We start from the raw sequence: 15,850 nt of genomic DNA on the forward strand, positions 1-15,850 counted from the left end.
CCGGCAAGCGATCCGCTCTGACGGCACGCAGTAGAGCGGATGCATGGAACCGGGCTTTCAAGTTGCAATGGGGGTGGAAGAGTGGCGGAAAAGCGAGATTATTATGAAGTGCTCGGCGTAAGCAAAGGAGCAGGCGAGGATGAGATCAAGAAGGCCTACCGCAAGCTTGCGCGTCAATATCACCCTGACGTGAACAAGGCAGCGGACGCAGAAGAGAAGTTCAAGGAAGTCAAGGAAGCGTACGATGTGCTTGGAGACGATCAGAAGCGGGCGATGTATGACCAATACGGGCATGTAGATCCGAATCAAGGCATGGGCGGAGGCGGGTTCTCCGGCGATTTCAGCGGATTCGGCGACATATTCGATATGTTCTTCGGCGGAGGAGGACGCACCCGCGATCCGAATGCGCCGCAGCGAGGCAGCGATCTGCAGTATACGATGCAGATTGAATTCAAGGAAGCCGTCTTCGGCAAAGAGACGGATATTACGATTCCACGGACAGAGCAGTGCGACACCTGCTTCGGGACCGGGGCCAAGCCTGGCACGAAGCCGGATACGTGCTCGGCCTGCCATGGATCGGGACAGCAGGAAGTCGTTCAAAATACGGCGTTCGGCCGCATGGTCAACCGGCGTACTTGTACGGTATGTCAAGGCAAAGGCAAAATTATTCGCGAGAAATGCGGCACCTGCCATGGCAACGGGTCCGTGAAGAAGCAGCGTGTCATTCATGTGCGCATTCCGGCAGGCGTGGACGATGGAGCCCAGCTGCGCATGAGCGGAGAAGGCGAGAGCGGATTGCGCGGCGGTCCGAACGGCGACTTGTACATTGTCATCCGCGTGAAGTCGCATGAATTTTTCGAACGCGACGGCGACGACATCTACTGCGAGGTGCCGCTCACATTCGCTCAGGCGGCGCTCGGCGACGAGATTGAGATCCCGACGTTGACGGAGAAGGTCAAGCTCAAAATTCCGGCCGGCACGCAGACAGGGACCTTCTTCCGGCTGCGCGGCAAAGGCGTTCCGCGTCTGCGGGGTCATGGGCAAGGCGATCAGCATGTCAAGGTTGTCATCGTGACGCCGACGAAGCTGAATGACGAACAGAAAGAGCTGCTTCGACAGTTCGCAGCCAGCGGCGGCGAGCATACGAACGGCGGGCACGAGGAATCGTTCTTCGATCGGATGAAGCGGGCGTTCCGGGGGGACTAGACCTCGGGTTCACTTGCTCACATGGTCCATATCATTTATCATACTCGTATAAGTTCAACGCATGGGTCGGAGATACGGATCAGGACCACAACTGTGCATAGAGGACACTCTAGTGCGATGGTTGTGGTCCTTTTTTATTTCATGGATACAGCCACCGCTGCTAAGTTTACATTCCGTTTACATTCGTTGTATATGATAGATTCCATAAAATAGATGGGTGCAGATAGGGAAGGAGTGGATGTTATGGACAATGAAATCGAACAGACGAAAGGCGCGATAGGCAATTGGCGTCAATTTCTGAGGCTGATTAATGAGACCAAGCCATCCAAGCTCATGTTAGGCGTCGCTCTGCTGATGAGCATCGGCGGGGCGGCCGTCTCGCTCGTCATTCCGATGTTCACCAAGGGGATGGTCGACAATTTCTCCATGTCGCAGCTCGATACACTGCAGATAGGAGCATTGGCAATCGCGTTTATCGTTCAGGCGGTGGCCGCCGGCTTGTCCATCTATTTGCTCAATCTTGTCGGACAACGCGTCGTGGCCGGCTTGCGCGACCGGCTATGGAAAAAGATGCTCGTCCTGCCGGTGTCATACTATGACCGGAACAAGACGGGCGAGACAGTCAGCCGCATCACGAATGATACGGGAATTGTGAAAGGGTTCATTTCGGAGCATCTGTCAAGCTTCTTCACTGGCATCATCTCCGTCATTGGCTCGTTCATTGTATTGTTGTATCTCGATTGGCAAATGACGGCCATTATGCTCCTCGTTATACCGCTCGCCGCATTGGTGCTGTTCCCGCTTGGCAAGCAAATGTTCAACATATCCAAAGGATTGCAGGATGAGACGGCTTCCTTCACGGCCATATTAAGTCAGGTGTTGGCGGAAATACGATTGGTGAAGGCATCCAATGCCGAAGCGAGGGAATATGAGAACGGGCGCAAGGCCATTAGCAATCTGCTTCGGTTCGGCATTAAGGAAGGCGCTGTACAAGCGATGATCTCCCCAATTATGTCGTTCGTACTGATGGTGCTGCTTGTCGTCATTATTGGCTACGGCGGCATGCGCGTCTCGTCAGGAGCGCTGACTGCGGGCGAACTGGTCGCCTTCATTCTGTACTTGATCCAGATTGTGATGCCGATGAGCCAGTTATCCATGTTCTTCACGCAGCTTCAGAAGGCGATTGGAGCAACCGACCATATGCTCGCGATGTTACAAGCGCCGGAAGAAGATCATGTACAAGGGAAAGAGGCCGGTCAGGCGAATCTGCCGATTCATGCAGAGCATGTGCACTTTGCATATGCCGAAGGAGAGCCTATACTTGAAGATATCAGCTTCACTATCAGTCCGGGCAAGGTAACGGCGATTGTCGGGCCCAGCGGGGGCGGCAAGACGACGCTGTTCTCCCTTTTCGAGCGATTCTACTCGCCGACTTCCGGTGCCATCAAGGTGGGAGATGAAGATATTAACGAATTCTCGCTGCCTTCCTGGCGCGCTCTGATTGGATATGTGTCGCAGGAGAGTCCGCTGATTGACGGGACGATTCGGGATAATATTTGTTATGGAATGAATCGGGATGTGACGGAAGAGGAGCTGAAGCGGGCTGCGGCAATGGCTTATGCGGACGGCTTTATTGAAGAACTGGCCGACGGCTACGCTACGGAAGTGGGCGAGCGCGGCATGAAGCTGTCAGGCGGCCAGCGCCAACGGATTGCTATCGCGCGGGCGCTGCTTCGGAATCCGCGCATCCTGATGCTGGATGAGGCGACGTCGAGCTTGGACAGCAAGTCCGAGATTGTCGTTCAGAAGGCGCTGAACAATCTGATGAAGGGACGGACGACGCTGGTCATTGCCCATCGGCTGTCAACAGTAGTAGATGCCGATCAGATTCTGTTCATCGAGAAAGGGAAGTTGACGGGATGCGGAACGCATGAACAACTGCTGGAGAGCCATTCCATGTATCGGGAGTTCGCAGCCCAGCAACTCAAAATTCAGGAGCAGTACGGAGCTTGAAGGCTTAAAGGCTTAAAGCGGTAACGCGTCCAACAACGAGAAAGGCGGTATCATGCGAGATGGCAACCATTCTTGTCGTAGATGACGATCCTTATATTCGGGAATTTGTCACTGTATTATTGCAGAAGGAAGGCTTCCGGACAACGGAAGCCTCTGATGGCGTAGAGGCGCTCCGTCTTATGGAGACGGACAGAGCCGATCTTGTCGTACTTGATATTATGATGCCGAATATGGATGGATGGGAACTATGCCGCGAGCTTAAAGCGCTGCATGATATTCCGCTGTTGATGCTGACTGCCAAGGGAGACACGTCGCAGAAGGTGAAAGGCTTCAATCTGGGAACCGATGATTACTTAGTGAAGCCGTTCGAGCCTATGGAATTGGTCGTGCGGGTCAGGGCGTTGCTGAGAAGATATCAGATTGCCACATCCCAGATAGTTCAGATCGGCCGTGTGGTGGTGAACCGCCAGACATTCGAGGTGACTTCGGGGAGCGGGAAGATTGCCTTGCCGCTGAAGGAATTCGAGCTGCTTTTCAAGCTGGGTGGAGTTCCTGGCAGGACATGCTCCAGGGAGCAATTAATCGAGGATATATGGGGCTATGATTATGAGGGGAACGAACGGACGCTGGACGTACACATTAACCGCTTGCGCGAGCGATTCTCCGCAAGCGAGCACGGATTCCGGATCAAGACCATTCGCGGGCTCGGTTATCGGCTAGAGGTGCTCGTATGAAGCTGCTCGAACGAGTCAACAAGTTCAAGACAACGAAGATATGGAGAACGATCAAGTTCATAGGCAGCATTGGCGTAATTCTATTGTTCATGTACGCGTCATGGTCGATTGCCTATCTCATCAATCCGACACTGCTAAGGTGGTTCGGATGGGAATTGACGGACTACTGGGCGTTTGTTATGACAGGGACGGTAGGTTTCTTGCTTCTGTGTGCCGTAATCGGTATCTTTATGCCTTTTGCGCGCAATAAGCATCTTCTCTTCTATCATTCGATCGTCGACGCCGTCAATCGGATATCCAAGGGAGATTTCGATGTGACGATCACGATGAATGAAGATTTTGAACATGAATACGGCATGCTGATCGAGAGCATCAACAAGCTGGCCGGCGAGCTGGGGGTGATGGAGAAGATGCGGCAGGAATTTATTTCGAATGTGTCCCATGAGATTCAATCGCCGCTTACGTCGATCCGCGGATTTGCCCATGCTTTGCAAAGTAAAGAATTGAGCGAGGAGGAGCGGCAGCATTACTTGCAAATTATAGAGATGGAAACGGCAAGATTGTCCAAATTAAGCGACAATTTGCTGAAGCTGACGTCCTTGGAATCAGAACATCATCCGATCAAGCCTCAATCTTATCGCCTGGATCAGCAATTGCGCACACTTGTATTGGCAAGTGAACCGCAGTGGGCTGCCAAAGGCTTGGATATCGAGTTGAAACTGGATAAGGTTCACATTACGGCAGATGAGGATATGCTGGGCCAAGTATGGGTCAATCTGATTCATAATGCCATCAAGTTCACGCCGGAGAGCGGCTTCATTCACATTGGGCTGACGGCGCATGAGCCTTATGTGGAAGTGAGAATTGAAGACAGCGGCATTGGAATTGATGAGGACCATATCCCGCATCTGTTCGAGCGATTTTTCAAGGCCGATGCGTCCCGCAACCGGATGCAAGGAGGCAGCGGATTGGGGCTATCCATCGTGCAGAAGATTGTTCAGCTTCATCAGGGGACGATTGCCGTGAGCAGTGATAGAGGAAGCGGGACTGTGTTTTGCGTGAAGCTGCCGCTGCACATATTGGACCACGATCATCATGTTGAAAAAGAAGCGCCCATTACTCCATCAAGTAAGGAATAGCTTGGCATCGTATTCATATTGCGGGCGCCTGCCAAGACGCTAACCGTTGCGGCAACGGCGCATAACCGTACCGATGGTGAGGCGGTATAATGCATCGGCAGCGGCAATGCCGCATGCCAACCCGACAGCACCATAGCCGACATGAAGAAACACAACCCCAGAGGCAGTATATTGTCCTAAAACAAGGCTGCGGAACGCTTCGTAAAACGTAATGCCCGGAACGACAGGCACCAATCCTGGCACAAAATATACGGTAACCGGCATTTTGTATGTGCTGGCCGCAAGCTGACCTGCGAACGACAGCAGCAAAGAACAGGCCAGACTTGACATGAAGACGCCATAGCCGTGAGCAGTCAGCTCTATGTAGGCTATCCAGCCGATTATGCCGATGATCCCTCCCGCAACAATCGAACGCTTCGGTACGTTGCAGAGTGCTCCGAATGATACGGAGGAAATGAAGCTGAACAGCATATGACCTGCCAATTCTCTCATCATTGTATACCTCTCTCTCTCCTAGTTCGGGTTGCGGTCTCTTAGAGGATGAACATGCAGTAGACACCGGCAATGCCGCCCCCTAAGGCGCCAGCAATCAATAAAGCTTCGATTGCGCCGATCATGCCGGAAATATAATGCCGGGCCATCATGTCACGAATGGCATTGGTAATGGCAATTCCAGGCACAAGCGGAACCACGGCCCCCATCATGATGAGTTCGAGGTGGCGGCCTAGAACCGAAGCCGTACAGAGGCCCGCCCATCCGCCCAGGAAGGCCGCGCCGCACTCTGCCAGAAAAGGTATCGCTAATGCTTGGGTCAGCCATAAAAAACTGAGATAAGCAACGACTCCGGCAATCATGGCGGCGGGCAAATCCTCGAATGCCCCTCCAAAAATAAGCATAATGCTTCCGCTTAAGCTTGCGGTGCAGATCAGCCTGCGCCACAGCTTCTGACTCGTGTTCTCTTTATCGATGGCCTGCAAGGCAATAAGCATATCTTCTAGTCCGATCCGTCCTGCGGTCAAATCCCGGGACAGTTGGTTCACTTTTGTGATTTTGTTCAAGTCATATTGCCTTCTATCAATGCGGTGGAACTGCGTTCCCATCGAATCCAGCTTTGCAACTATGCCGTTGATGGTAACATAAGTGTACGCGCTGGCTGGGTTGCAATCACCCAAGGCATGCCGGATGATGCGTTCCATCGTATCCTCGACGCGGCTTGTCTCCGCGCCGTTTTCCAGCATCACTTTTCCGGCGAGAAGCGCCGTCTCCATAATAGAATGGGCAGTTCGTGATGACGGATTGTTCTGCATTGCGCTGCCTCCCTTTGCTTATTCCGGTTGCAACGACATGTTTATCAGGTCGTTGCAATTCTATTTATGGACAATTATAATCTATTATAGATAAAAAAAGTAGACAAATATATTATTTTTTTATCTTACATTGCGGAAAGGCGGTATGAACATGCTAGAACGAGAATTGAAAGCACGGATGAACAAGCTGCAAGCAGAGATGAGAGCAAGAGGATTTGATTCCTATGTCGTATCCTCGCAGGAGGATATTTGGTATTTCACGAATATCACCTACAGTCCCGAAGAAAGACCTTTCTTTATTGTAATTTCGCTGGGTGACAAGCCTGTGCTGGTGGTTCCGAAATTGGAAGAAGCGCATGTCAAAAAAGGAGTTTTAGAGACGAACGATATCGCTTATTGGGATTATCCTGCTCCGGCGGGCGATAATTGGTTCGAGGTGCTGAATAACGTACTGGAGAAGTTCAGCCGTACCGGCGTGGAAGGGAACATACCTGCCGAGCATTTTGTCCGCATACAAGGAGCCGGCATCGAGCTGTCTGAGCTGGTGGCTAACCAACGTCAGATCAAGAGCGCCTATGAAATTGAAAAAATCCGGTTCTGCGCCAAAAAAGCGGACGAGACGATGCGTGATATTTTCAAGAAAGCGTCGAGGGAGACCAGGGTGTTGGAAATGTCGGGTCTAGCCCAGAAGCCGTATATGGAGTTAATCAGCTCGATGCAGCTTGACCCGGTCAACAGCAATTTGTTAGCTGTCGTGTGGCCCGCTCCAGAAAGCGCGATGCCGCATGGCGTACCGGATATTTATAAAACGTATGGAGATGGGCCGAACGTGGCCATGACCTACTATCGAATCAACGGATATGCGTCGGAATGTGAACGCACCTTCTTTATTGGCGAACCATCCCCGTCCGAGAGGGACATGTTCGGTCATATGATGAATGCCCGCAATGCGGCGTTAGCCGTTCTCAAGGCGGGAGTCAAGGCAAGTGAGGTTGATATGGCGGCACGCAATTATTTGGAGGGACACGGACTGCTTGGCAAGCTGCTGCACCGCACGGGTCATGGCATCGGCTTGAGCAATCATGAGGCGCCGTTCGTGGCCGTGGGCAGCGATGACGTGCTATTGGAAAATATGGTCATCTCCATCGAGCCCGGGATATATGTGGATGGTGTCGGGGGCTTCCGGCATTCGGATACCGTCCTGATTACGAAGGATGGATACGAGCTGTTGACGCAGGCTCCGATCGAGTTAGAGGAACTTATTTTGTGAGTTGCTAATGAAGAAGGTGATACGCGAAGAGGCATGGGTACGGAACCGTATCCATGCTTTTTGTTTGTCTCCGGCTGGAAATTATCTATAATAGATATAGACAGTGGTAAAGGGAGAGTAGGATGCAGATTAAAAGTGGAGTTGAGCAGGCCATATGTATTTTGGTGATGCTGGCGACGCAGCATCATGGAGATGCGGTAACTAGCGATACGATTAGTGAGCGCCTGGATGTATCTCCTTCATTTTTGAAAAAAATTATGAGAATGCTGGTCGTAAAAAATATCATTACATCGACTTCCGGGAAAAATGGCGGATTTCAACTTGCCAAAGACGTGGACGATATCGACCTTCTCGAGGTGTTTGAAGCGATTGAGGGCGTCAACCCGTTTTTGAAAACGACGAATCTGGTACAGCACATCTTTTCGGATCAAGGGACTGCTGCAGTAGGCGAGACAATTATGAAGCAAGCGTTCGCTAATGCCGAGCGGAGCTATCGTGCGGAGTTAGCCAACTATTCTCTGGGCGTCCTGTTAAGGGAGACGTTTCGAGTGGACAACTTGCAGCAATTCGATTGGAATGGAGCCAGACGCACATAACCTGGCTGTGGTACGACACGCAGCATGACCATGCCCGATCGGCAGCCCGTATCGGGCATGGTCATGAGGACAGGTGCCGGCTGTTACCCCAGCTGATCCGGCACGTTGGAGAAGATGCCGTCGATGCCGGCTTGCCCCAGCATGGCTGCCCACTCCGGCCGGTCGACGGTGTAGGCGTATACTTTGCAGCCTGCCCCATGGCATTCCGCGATGAAGCCCGCGTCTGCGAACGAAAAATGAGGATGGACGCTATAGACCGGGAAGGGCAGCGACTGGATATATTGCCCCGGACGGTAGAGACGATCGGCCATCAGCACGCCGAGCTTCACCCCGGGTTCCAGCCGGGCTATCGTATCCAGCGCCTGATGGTCGAAGGAGGAGACGATAATCCGATCCAACAGGCCGCGCTTCTTGACCGCGTCGATAAGCTTTTGTTCGATTCCGTCGTAGAAGAATGGGATGTTCTTAATCTCGATGTTGGTGATAAGATCTTGGTCCTGCACCAGATCGAGATAATCATCCAGCAGCGGAATCCGTTCCGCCGTGAAGTCGGTGTGGAACCAGCTTCCCGCGTCAAGCGCGCCCAGCTCCTCCCAAGTCAGGTCCGCGATATAGCCTTGGCCCGACGTCGTACGGGCGACATTTTCGTCATGGATGATGACGAGCCGGCCGTCTTTCGTCTGTTGAATATCGAGTTCAATGCCGGCATAGCCGCGATCGAGCGCCGCCCGAAAGGCGGCCATCGTATTTTCCGGCGCATATCCCGATGCGCCCCGGTGGGCAAAAATGAACATGCTCGTCAACCCCCAGTCTCATGATAGCGGCGGACAGGGAAGCGGTTGTCATTTCCCCGCATGCCTGCCCGCCGCGTTCCTGCTTATTTCGGCGCGTTCACCTTGTTGTCCTCTTCGATGAGCTTATCGATTTTCGCAGTCAAGTCATCTACGGCCTTCTGCGGAGCGTCTCCCTGGTAGAGCTTCTCGATCGCCGTCGCGACTTCATTGCGTGTCTCCGGGAAGACGGAAATCAACGCACCGCGGGTAGCCGAACCGATCATCGTATTCTGGAGCTGCTTCACGGTTGTAAGGAACTGCGGAGCCAGCTCATATTTCTCCTTCAGGACCGGTTCCTCATGCGCGGCCTTCGTGATCGGGAAGTAGCCGGTGCCCGCTGCCCATTCGGCCTGAACGGCAGGGATGGTCACATATTTCATGAAGTCCCAGGCTGCTTCCTTCTCTTCTTCAGCGACGCTGTTCATCAGCCAGAGCGATGCGCCGCCCACGATGACGCCGTTCGCTTCCTTGCCGTCCGGCGTCGGCAGGAACCCCGTGCCGACTTCGAAGGGCGATGCCTGCATTACGCCGGCAATGCCCGCGGTCGAATCCATGTACATGGCGACCTTGCCGGCGCTGAAGGCTGCACGGATATCATCCCATTGCCGCCCGTAGTTGCCGAGCGTGCCGTCCTTGTTCATATCGTCGAGCCACTGGAAGATACCGAGGCTTTCCGGGGAATTGAGCAGCGACTTGGTGGCGAGACTGTCGCGTCCATTGCCGTTATCCACGAAATCGGCTCCTTGGTTGGCCAGCAATTGCTCGATGAACCATCCGTAGATGAGCAGCGCGAATCCTTTCTCATTTTTCGAATTGTCGGTCAGTTTCTTGGCCATTTCCCGGATTTCCCCGAACGTTTTCGGCGGCGACTCCGGATCGAGTCCGGCCGCTTTGAATTTGTCCTTGTTGTAGATTAAGATGGCGTTCGATGTGTTGAACGGCAGCGAGTAGAGCTTGCCGTCGATTTGGTAATAGCTGAGGATATTCTCCTCCCATTGGGACAGGTCGAATTTGTCTTGGTCAATCAGGTCCTGAACCGGCTGAATATAACCGCTGTTGACCATATACTTCGTTCCGATCTCCTGCACCTGCATTAGCGTCGGCGCCTCGGATGTGCCGCCCACCGCCTTGAGCTTCGTCAACGATTCCTCGTACGATCCTTGGAAAATCGCATCAACGAAGTATTTGTCCTGCGATGCATTGTAGTCGTTCGCCATCTTGGCGATCAGTTCCCCGGCACTGCCGCTCATGGCATGCCAGAAGGTCACCTTGATACGTCCGTCATCCGATTGTCTCGCCTCCGAGCCTGACGAATTCGTGCAGCCGATAGCGGACAGCGACAGCACCGCCAGCAGCAGTATAATCACGCCTGCTTTCTTCACTTGCATATCCCCCTTGTAAAATTTTATCGTTTGCGACAAGCCATGCTGATGAATCTATCCTTTTAATGCCCCGGACATCAAGCCGCGCTTGAGCTGCTTGAGGCTGAGGAACAAGAAAAGCAAGGTTGGCAAGAGCACGATGACGACGCCGGCCATGACGACGGGCCAATTCGTGTTCGTCTCCTGGGCCTGCATCATCTTCAACCCGATCTGCACGGTGCGGACGGAATTGTTGGTCGTCGTCAGCAGCGGCCATAAATACATGTTCCAGGTCGTCAAAAACCCGTAGACGCCGAGCGCGCTCAGCATCGGCAGGGAGAGCGGAACGACGAAGGACACCAGGTAGCGCAGCCGGCCGCAGCCTTCCAATTGGGCGGATTCATGCAGCTCCTGCGGCAGTGTCAGAAAATGCTGGCGGAGCAGAAACACGCCGAAAGCGAGCGCGAAGAATGGCATGGACAATCCTTGATATGTATTGACCCAGTTCAGGCCGACGATGGTCAAATAGTTCGGAATCATCGTCGCTTCCCACGGAATCATCATCGTCGAAATCAACAGGAAGAACACGAAGTTGCGTCCTTTGAATGGAATAAACACGATGGCGTAGGCCGCCAGACTGCATACGATGATCTGGCCGATCATGACGGTGAGCGAGACGATCAGGCTGTTCATCATGAACTTGAGCAGCGGCACGCTCTTGAGCGCCATCGTGAAGTTGTCGAATACGAAGCTTGCCGGGAACAGCTTGCCGGTCATAATCTCCTCGGTCGTCATCAGACTGGCGAGGAGCGCATAGACGATCGGGAAGAACATAAGACCTGCGGCCAACAGCAGCAGAATGTAGAACACCCATTTCTGGTAGAGCGCCATTCTCATTGATAATGCACCTTCTTTTCGCCGACTTTGAACTGAATCAGCGTCGCCAGCAGCACGATCAGGAACAGAATAATTGCTTGTGCGCTCGCAATGCCGAATTTGTAGTGAATAAAGGCGTTCTGATAAATGGAATACACAATGAGATTGGTTGATTCCGCAGGTCCGCCCTTGGTCAGGATGTCGATCTGGCCGAACGATTGAAACGAATGGATGACGGTCACGATGATGACAAAAAACAGGGTCGGCGAGACCATCGGCAGCGTAATGCGGAACAGGCGGGACCAATAGCCTGCGCCGTCAATGCGGGCGCTCTCGTAAATGTCCTCGGGTATGCTCTGCAGCCCGCCGAGCAGGATGATGTAATTGAAGCCGACGCCCATCCAGATGCTGGTCGCCGCGATAGAGATCAGCGCCCACTTCGGATCGGTTAGCCAATGGATCGGCGGCAGTCCTATCCAATCAAGCACATGGTTCAGGAACCCGATGCTGGGATGGAACAGGAACAGAAAGATCATCGAGCCTGCGGCTACCGACACGCCGACCGTAGAAGAGAAAATAACGCGGAAAAATTCGATTCCCCGCAGCTTCTCGCTTGAGATGACGGCCAGAAAGAAGGCGAAGGCGACGCCCAGCGGTACCGTATAAAGCACGAACAGGAACGTGCCGGTCATACTCTTCAAGAAGCTGTCTGACTGGAACAGGCCGGCGTAATTATCGAAGCCGACGAACATCACCGGAACGCCGCGCGCGTTCGTGGAGAAGAAGCTATAATAAAGCGTTTTCAACATAGGGTAAAACGTAAAGGCCGATAAAATGATGAGCATCGGACTTAAATAGAGCAGGCCCGCTGCCAGGAGGCGCAGCGGCGAATCTTTCGAATTTTTCTTGCGGAGGGTTGTGGCAGTTGGATCCATTTGACGATTCCCCTTTCTTAACCAGCGCGACGGTCAGAAAAAAAGAAGACCACAGAACGACCAAATGGCAGCAGCCAGTTGGAACAAGCGTGGTCTTCTCCGTTTCCCAAAACCGGAATATTAACTTGCATCCCAGTATAATTCACACAATATTAAAAATCAATACAAATTATGGCTATTTGCTGTGATATTTACGCTTGACGCGACAGCCGGGATGTTGACGGGCGGCGAGCTGGGCATTACGATAGCGGTAGAAGCAGCAAGATTACCGCATCAGAGAAAAAAAGAGCCAGAGACCGAAGGGAGAGCGAGCTATGCACTTCGCCAACCAGTCCATCTTGCCGGCCGTAAGGCAGATGAAGGATATGGAAAAGCTGCTGGTCAGTCCGTTCGAATACATTGTGCTGCTGGATGTCCATATCGCGCAGCTGAAGCCTATATTTCAGATGGTTCGTCCGCATAACAAGAAGCTGCTGCTGCATGTGGATCTGATTCAGGGGCTGCAGAACGACAGCTACGCGGCTGAATATCTGTGTCAAGAATTTACTCCGTACGGGCTTCTGTCGACGAAGGCGAGCGTCATCATCCGCGCGAAGCAGAAGGGCGTCGTCGCTATTCAGCGCATTTTCCTGATCGACAACAGCTCCTTTGAGAAGAGCGGCGCCTTGCTGGAAAAGACGAATCCCGACTATATCGAGGTGCTGCCGAGCCCGATGCTGCCTTATTTGAAGCAGTTGAAGAACGGACGCGACATTCCGCTTCTGGCCGGCGGCTTCATCCGGACCGAAGACGATGTGAACAGGGCGCTCCAGGCCGGTGCCGTGGCCGTCACCACCTCCAGTCAGACGCTCTGGAAGCAGTACGCCGCGGCGGGAGCGCATCGGTAATCATCGGCGAGGGCGGTCCGAGGCCATCGTATAAAGTCACCGCTTCCTACTCATGTTATAGATGACCGTCTATGACATGATGAGATAAAGGAGGAAGGGCCATGACCAACTATCGTGACAGCCGCCGGAAGAACCATCTCAACGCCTTCGAGGAACAGCCAGATCTCGTCGTCGGCAAGACCAATGCATCTGCCGGCAAGAACGAAGACGTGGAATTCTCGATCGAGCAGGCAGACGCCGACGATCTGGAGGCGCTGGAGCGCGCCAGACGAGCGGATGAACGGGCGGAACGTCCATGAGACATATCGAAGCGAAATTCCAGGACGAATCGAAGGCTGAATCTTGCGGGCGCAAGCTTAACGCGCTGCGGGCGCATGCCATTCAAGTCGTTCCCCGGGAAGACGGTTATATCGTGTCGGCCGATGTGAACCATGCCGTGCTCGATCAGGCGTATGCCGTCATGCGCGACTACGAGGGCACACTATTGTAAGGGAACAGAACTCCTGCGGCGAGCGGGTAAGACCGCTCGTTGTGTGGAGTTTTATTTTTGTGTACAATAAATAAAATGTGCGGACGGTTATCAGTCGTACGGGGGAACACCGTTCTACTTGTCGGCACCGATATTATTCATAGGGGGAGTACCATCGTGCGCTGGCATGAATTAACGATACATACAAGAGAAGAAGCAGTCGAGATGATCTCGAACTTCCTGCATGAGGCGGGAGCGGGAGGCGTCTCGATCGAGGAATCCGGAACACTGAACAAGGAGCGGGACACGACCTATGGCGAGCTGTATATCGCCCCGCTGAACGATATTCCCGAAGGCGAAGCGAAGATTCAAGGCTACTTCGCGGAAGGGACCGATCTGGCGGCGATCGAGGGCGAGGTGGCCGGCCGCATTCGCGAGCTGCGCACGTACGGAATCGATCCGGGCGAGGCCGCCATGTCCTGGCGCTCCGTTCATGAAGATGATTGGGCAGATGCCTGGAAGCAATATTTCAAGCCCGTGCGGATTACAAGCAAGCTGACGATCAAGCCGTCATGGGAGCCTTATACGCCGACGGCGGAGGAGCAGGTGATCGAGCTTGATCCCGGCATGGCCTTCGGCACCGGAACCCATCCGACGACATCGCTCTGTCTCCAGGCTCTGGAGAGCGTCATTCAGGGCGGGGAAGATATCATCGATGTTGGAACCGGCTCCGGCATCCTGGCGATCGGGGCATGCAAGCTCGGGGCCCGGCATGTGCTCGCCATCGACCTGGATCCGGTAGCGGTCAAGAGCGCCAGGGAAAATGTCGCGATGAACGGGCTCCATGACGACATTACGGTGCGGGAAGGGGATCTCCTGTACATGCTGAAGGCGAGCGGGACGGACGAAGCGCCGGCGCTTGGCGTCACGCTTCCTGTCCAGATTGTGGTCGCCAACATTTTGGCCGAGGTGATTCTGCTGTTCGTGGAGGATGTGTTCGCGGCGCTGCAGCCGGGCGGAATATACATTGCCTCGGGCATTTACAAGAACAAGGAAGAAGCGGTAGAGCGGGAGCTGATCCGCCATGGCTTCCTTATTGATGCGAAGCATCGCGAGGAGGACTGGGTTGCTTTCGTCGCCACAAAACCAAGTCCGCTTTTGATCACGAAGTGAAGCAGGAAGTAGCTCGGCATCGAATCTTGCATTCACTCTCGAAAAGCATATGCTTCCGAAGTATGTTTCCTGCGGAAACATTGTAGCTGCTCATGTAGTCTTGCCTACACTCCGCTGCTCCTTACAAGTTTTGCGCAGCAAAACTCGCATCGGAAGCATACGCTTCGAGTTCTTGCAACCTTCTCGGTGCTGAAAACCAGACTTTTTGAACATGTATCATTAAGCTGAGAACCAGCCAGTTGAACATGTATGAGAAGAAAGCGAGGGAAGATATGGATTTTTTCAGTAACTTTTTCGCCGTCAAGCTGGAGATGCTGCCGTTTCTCGTATCGGTGCTGCTCATTGCCTTTACGATCCATGAATTCGCGCATGCCTATTTTGCTTGGAAATTCGGGGATCCGACAGCGAAGATGCTTGGCCGCGTCAGCTTGAATCCGGCGAAGCATGTCGACTTCCTCGGCATGCTGTTCTTCGTCATCGCCGGCTTCGGCTGGGCGAGGCCGGTGCCAGTGAACCGGGATAACTTCAAGTATCCGCGGCTGATGGGAATCGTCGTATCGGCTGCCGGACCGATCAGCAACCTGCTGCTGGCCTTTATCGGGACGATCGTGATTCATCTCGGCCTCAAGTTTGGCTTTGTGCAGTTGGGTTCCACGGATCGCGTCCAACTGGCCATCTATTACTTTTTGAATTATTTCATTACTTATAACGTGCTGCTTTTCCTGTTCAACCTCATTCCGCTGCCGCCGCTGGACGGGTACCGCATCGTCGAGGACCTGGCGCCGCGCGGCCTGCGTCTGCGCCTGCAGCAGTTCGAGCAGTGGTCGATTTTTATTTTCTTGATGCTCGTATTCATTCCGCCGCTGCGGGATAAGACGATAACGCCGCTGTTCAAGCTAATCGAGCCGATCGTATTTAACTTTTCGCGCACCGCCGCTTATCTGGTCGGCATGTAACAATCCCGTCCCGGATGGCGGATGGGCAGCGTGGACTTTCTGGAAATATCACTGCAAATCTAGCGCATTGCGCGCAAAACGTGTATGATGAGGAA

General features: G+C 53.4%; 17 protein-coding genes. 11 read left to right on the plus strand and 6 right to left on the minus strand.

From position 1 onward, the window contains the following. The first annotated feature begins 81 nt into the window (after positions 1-81). The 4 genes from dnaJ (at position 82) to FLT43_RS25710 (ending at position 5,092) form a co-directional block, all read left to right on the plus strand. The gene (gene dnaJ / locus FLT43_RS25695; RefSeq protein WP_087442077.1) at positions 82-1,206 is read left to right on the plus strand and encodes a molecular chaperone DnaJ; all 1,125 of its coding nucleotides are present in this window, start codon (positions 82-84) and stop codon (positions 1,204-1,206) included. A 243-nt stretch (positions 1,207-1,449) separates the two neighbouring features. Continuing rightward, positions 1,450-3,219 carry an ABC transporter ATP-binding protein gene (locus FLT43_RS25700; protein ID WP_087442078.1) on the plus strand — a complete coding sequence of 590 codons (1,770 nt, stop codon included), beginning with the start codon at positions 1,450-1,452 and terminating at the stop codon, positions 3,217-3,219. Positions 3,220-3,278: 59 nt separating this feature from the next. Continuing rightward, positions 3,279-3,953, plus strand: a complete 675-nt coding sequence (locus FLT43_RS25705) for a response regulator transcription factor (protein ID WP_087442079.1) — start codon at positions 3,279-3,281, stop codon at positions 3,951-3,953. Then, entirely contained in the window at positions 3,950-5,092 is a 1,143-nt protein-coding gene (locus FLT43_RS25710; protein WP_087442080.1) for a sensor histidine kinase, read from the plus strand. The genes FLT43_RS25705 and FLT43_RS25710 overlap by 4 nt, the downstream gene beginning before the upstream one ends. A 39-nt stretch (positions 5,093-5,131) precedes the next feature. Here the strand turns inward: FLT43_RS25710 and FLT43_RS25715 are convergent, their stop codons facing one another. Further along, positions 5,132-5,587 (minus strand): threonine/serine exporter family protein, encoded by a 456-nt coding sequence (locus FLT43_RS25715; protein WP_244194154.1) that lies wholly within the window; start codon positions 5,585-5,587, stop codon positions 5,132-5,134. Between the two features lie 38 nt (positions 5,588-5,625). Then, positions 5,626-6,399, minus strand: coding sequence for a threonine/serine exporter family protein (locus FLT43_RS25720; RefSeq protein WP_087442081.1), 774 nt, complete (start codon positions 6,397-6,399; stop codon positions 5,626-5,628). 151 nt (positions 6,400-6,550) lie between these two features. Here FLT43_RS25720 and FLT43_RS25725 point away from each other — a divergent pair, with 151 nt between their 5' ends. Together FLT43_RS25725 and FLT43_RS25730 are read left to right on the plus strand one after the other, a co-directional pair. After that, positions 6,551-7,669 (plus strand): M24 family metallopeptidase, encoded by a 1,119-nt coding sequence (locus FLT43_RS25725; protein ID WP_164776207.1) that lies wholly within the window; start codon positions 6,551-6,553, stop codon positions 7,667-7,669. Positions 7,670-7,791: 122 nt separating this feature from the next. Beyond that, entirely contained in the window at positions 7,792-8,265 is a 474-nt protein-coding gene (locus tag FLT43_RS25730) for an Rrf2 family transcriptional regulator (protein ID WP_087442083.1), read from the plus strand. A gap of 83 nt (positions 8,266-8,348) precedes the next feature. On the opposite strand, the gene FLT43_RS25735 is transcribed toward FLT43_RS25730, so the two are convergent. The 4 genes from FLT43_RS25735 to FLT43_RS25750 all read right to left on the minus strand — a co-directional run bounded on the left by FLT43_RS25735 (position 8,349) and on the right by FLT43_RS25750 (position 12,270). Beyond that, positions 8,349-9,059, minus strand: a complete 711-nt coding sequence (locus FLT43_RS25735) for a glycerophosphodiester phosphodiesterase (protein ID WP_087442084.1) — start codon at positions 9,057-9,059, stop codon at positions 8,349-8,351. Between the two features lie 83 nt (positions 9,060-9,142). After that, positions 9,143-10,480 (minus strand): ABC transporter substrate-binding protein, encoded by a 1,338-nt coding sequence (locus FLT43_RS25740; RefSeq protein WP_087442085.1) that lies wholly within the window; start codon positions 10,478-10,480, stop codon positions 9,143-9,145. A 54-nt stretch (positions 10,481-10,534) separates the two neighbouring features. Beyond that, positions 10,535-11,356, minus strand: a complete 822-nt coding sequence (locus FLT43_RS25745; protein ID WP_087442086.1) for a carbohydrate ABC transporter permease — start codon at positions 11,354-11,356, stop codon at positions 10,535-10,537. Further along, positions 11,353-12,270, minus strand: coding sequence for a carbohydrate ABC transporter permease (locus FLT43_RS25750; RefSeq protein WP_087442087.1), 918 nt, complete (start codon positions 12,268-12,270; stop codon positions 11,353-11,355). The genes FLT43_RS25745 and FLT43_RS25750 overlap by 4 nt, the downstream gene beginning before the upstream one ends. Before the next feature lie 314 nt (positions 12,271-12,584). Between FLT43_RS25750 and FLT43_RS25755 the strand changes: the two genes are divergently transcribed. The 5 genes from FLT43_RS25755 to FLT43_RS25775 all read left to right on the plus strand — a co-directional run bounded on the left by FLT43_RS25755 (position 12,585) and on the right by FLT43_RS25775 (position 15,755). Then, positions 12,585-13,157 (plus strand): glycerol-3-phosphate responsive antiterminator, encoded by a 573-nt coding sequence (locus FLT43_RS25755; RefSeq protein WP_087442088.1) that lies wholly within the window; start codon positions 12,585-12,587, stop codon positions 13,155-13,157. 101 nt (positions 13,158-13,258) lie between these two features. Next, on the plus strand, positions 13,259-13,456 hold the full coding sequence (locus FLT43_RS29500) for a YfhD family protein (RefSeq protein WP_087442089.1): 198 nt from the start codon (positions 13,259-13,261) through the stop codon (positions 13,454-13,456). Continuing rightward, positions 13,453-13,647 (plus strand): hypothetical protein, encoded by a 195-nt coding sequence (locus FLT43_RS25765; RefSeq protein ID WP_087442090.1) that lies wholly within the window; start codon positions 13,453-13,455, stop codon positions 13,645-13,647. The genes FLT43_RS29500 and FLT43_RS25765 overlap by 4 nt, the downstream gene beginning before the upstream one ends. 156 nt (positions 13,648-13,803) lie before the next feature. After that, a complete protein-coding gene (prmA, locus tag FLT43_RS25770; protein WP_087442091.1) occupies positions 13,804-14,799 on the plus strand; it encodes a 50S ribosomal protein L11 methyltransferase in 996 nt (331 codons plus the stop codon). Positions 14,800-15,071: 272 nt separating this feature from the next. After that, a complete protein-coding gene (locus tag FLT43_RS25775) occupies positions 15,072-15,755 on the plus strand; it encodes a site-2 protease family protein (RefSeq protein ID WP_087442216.1) in 684 nt (227 codons plus the stop codon). Positions 15,756-15,850 lie beyond the last annotated feature (95 nt).

The sequence above is a fragment of the Paenibacillus thiaminolyticus genome (genome assembly GCF_007066085.1).
GTDB classification, from domain to species: Bacteria; Bacillota; Bacilli; order Paenibacillales; family Paenibacillaceae; genus Paenibacillus_B; species Paenibacillus_B thiaminolyticus.

Excerpts from the sequence above, each read along its gene's own strand:
- FLT43_RS25700 (WP_087442078.1), top strand. The coding sequence starts at position 1,450 with ATGGACAATGAAATCGAACAGACGAAAGGCGCGATAGGCAATTGGCGT.
- FLT43_RS25705 (WP_087442079.1), top strand. The coding sequence starts at position 3,279 with ATGGCAACCATTCTTGTCGTAGATGACGATCCTTATATTCGGGAATTT.
- FLT43_RS25710 (WP_087442080.1), top strand. The coding sequence starts at position 3,950 with ATGAAGCTGCTCGAACGAGTCAACAAGTTCAAGACAACGAAGATATGG.
- FLT43_RS25715 (WP_244194154.1), bottom strand. The coding sequence starts at position 5,587 with ATGATGAGAGAATTGGCAGGTCATATGCTGTTCAGCTTCATTTCCTCC.
- FLT43_RS25720 (WP_087442081.1), bottom strand. The coding sequence starts at position 6,399 with ATGCAGAACAATCCGTCATCACGAACTGCCCATTCTATTATGGAGACG.
- FLT43_RS25725 (WP_164776207.1), top strand. The coding sequence starts at position 6,551 with ATGCTAGAACGAGAATTGAAAGCACGGATGAACAAGCTGCAAGCAGAG.
- FLT43_RS25730 (WP_087442083.1), top strand. The coding sequence starts at position 7,792 with ATGCAGATTAAAAGTGGAGTTGAGCAGGCCATATGTATTTTGGTGATG.
- FLT43_RS25735 (WP_087442084.1), bottom strand. The coding sequence starts at position 9,059 with ATGTTCATTTTTGCCCACCGGGGCGCATCGGGATATGCGCCGGAAAAT.
- FLT43_RS25745 (WP_087442086.1), bottom strand. The coding sequence starts at position 11,356 with ATGAGAATGGCGCTCTACCAGAAATGGGTGTTCTACATTCTGCTGCTG.
- FLT43_RS25750 (WP_087442087.1), bottom strand. The coding sequence starts at position 12,270 with ATGGATCCAACTGCCACAACCCTCCGCAAGAAAAATTCGAAAGATTCG.
- FLT43_RS25755 (WP_087442088.1), top strand. The coding sequence starts at position 12,585 with ATGCACTTCGCCAACCAGTCCATCTTGCCGGCCGTAAGGCAGATGAAG.
- FLT43_RS29500 (WP_087442089.1), top strand. The coding sequence starts at position 13,259 with ATGACCAACTATCGTGACAGCCGCCGGAAGAACCATCTCAACGCCTTC.
- FLT43_RS25765 (WP_087442090.1), top strand. The coding sequence starts at position 13,453 with ATGAGACATATCGAAGCGAAATTCCAGGACGAATCGAAGGCTGAATCT.
- FLT43_RS25775 (WP_087442216.1), top strand. The coding sequence starts at position 15,072 with ATGGATTTTTTCAGTAACTTTTTCGCCGTCAAGCTGGAGATGCTGCCG.